Origin of the sequence: Streptomyces sp. NRRL F-5122, assembly GCF_001507435.1 — a bacterium.
Classification (GTDB): Bacteria; Actinomycetota; Actinomycetes; order Streptomycetales; family Streptomycetaceae; genus Streptomyces; species Streptomyces lannensis.
Window position 1 is genome coordinate 1 of record NZ_LMWH01000199.1, and the last position, 289, is coordinate 289.

The 289-nt window shown below is 67.5% G+C and carries 1 pseudogene; it reads right to left on the reverse strand.

The window, feature by feature from the left end:
* Positions 1 to 289 (reverse strand): annotated as a pseudogene (locus tag ADL25_RS19800) (hypothetical protein); the annotation flags it as partial.

The following is a 289-nucleotide window of genomic DNA, read 5'->3' on the forward strand; positions in this document are numbered from 1 at the left end:
TCGGGATGCCGCTGGACCAGACGGCGGATGACCATGGGAGCGACGGATTCGTCGTTCAGGTACTCCCGAAGCCGGCTCAGGTGGGTGCGGTCGCGGGTCAGGGCGGGATCGGCGAACAGTGCGTCGAGCTGGCCGAAGTCGGCGTAGTAGCACAGGCCTTCGGTCTCGTCGTAGATCACGGCGACGGTGTCCGCGTCGTGGAATTCTTCGGGGATGCTGCTGAGTTCGTCGAGAGAGGGCCCGCCGCGTGCTGCCTGCGCGGCGGTCTCGTCGTCGAGTTCGGCCAGGG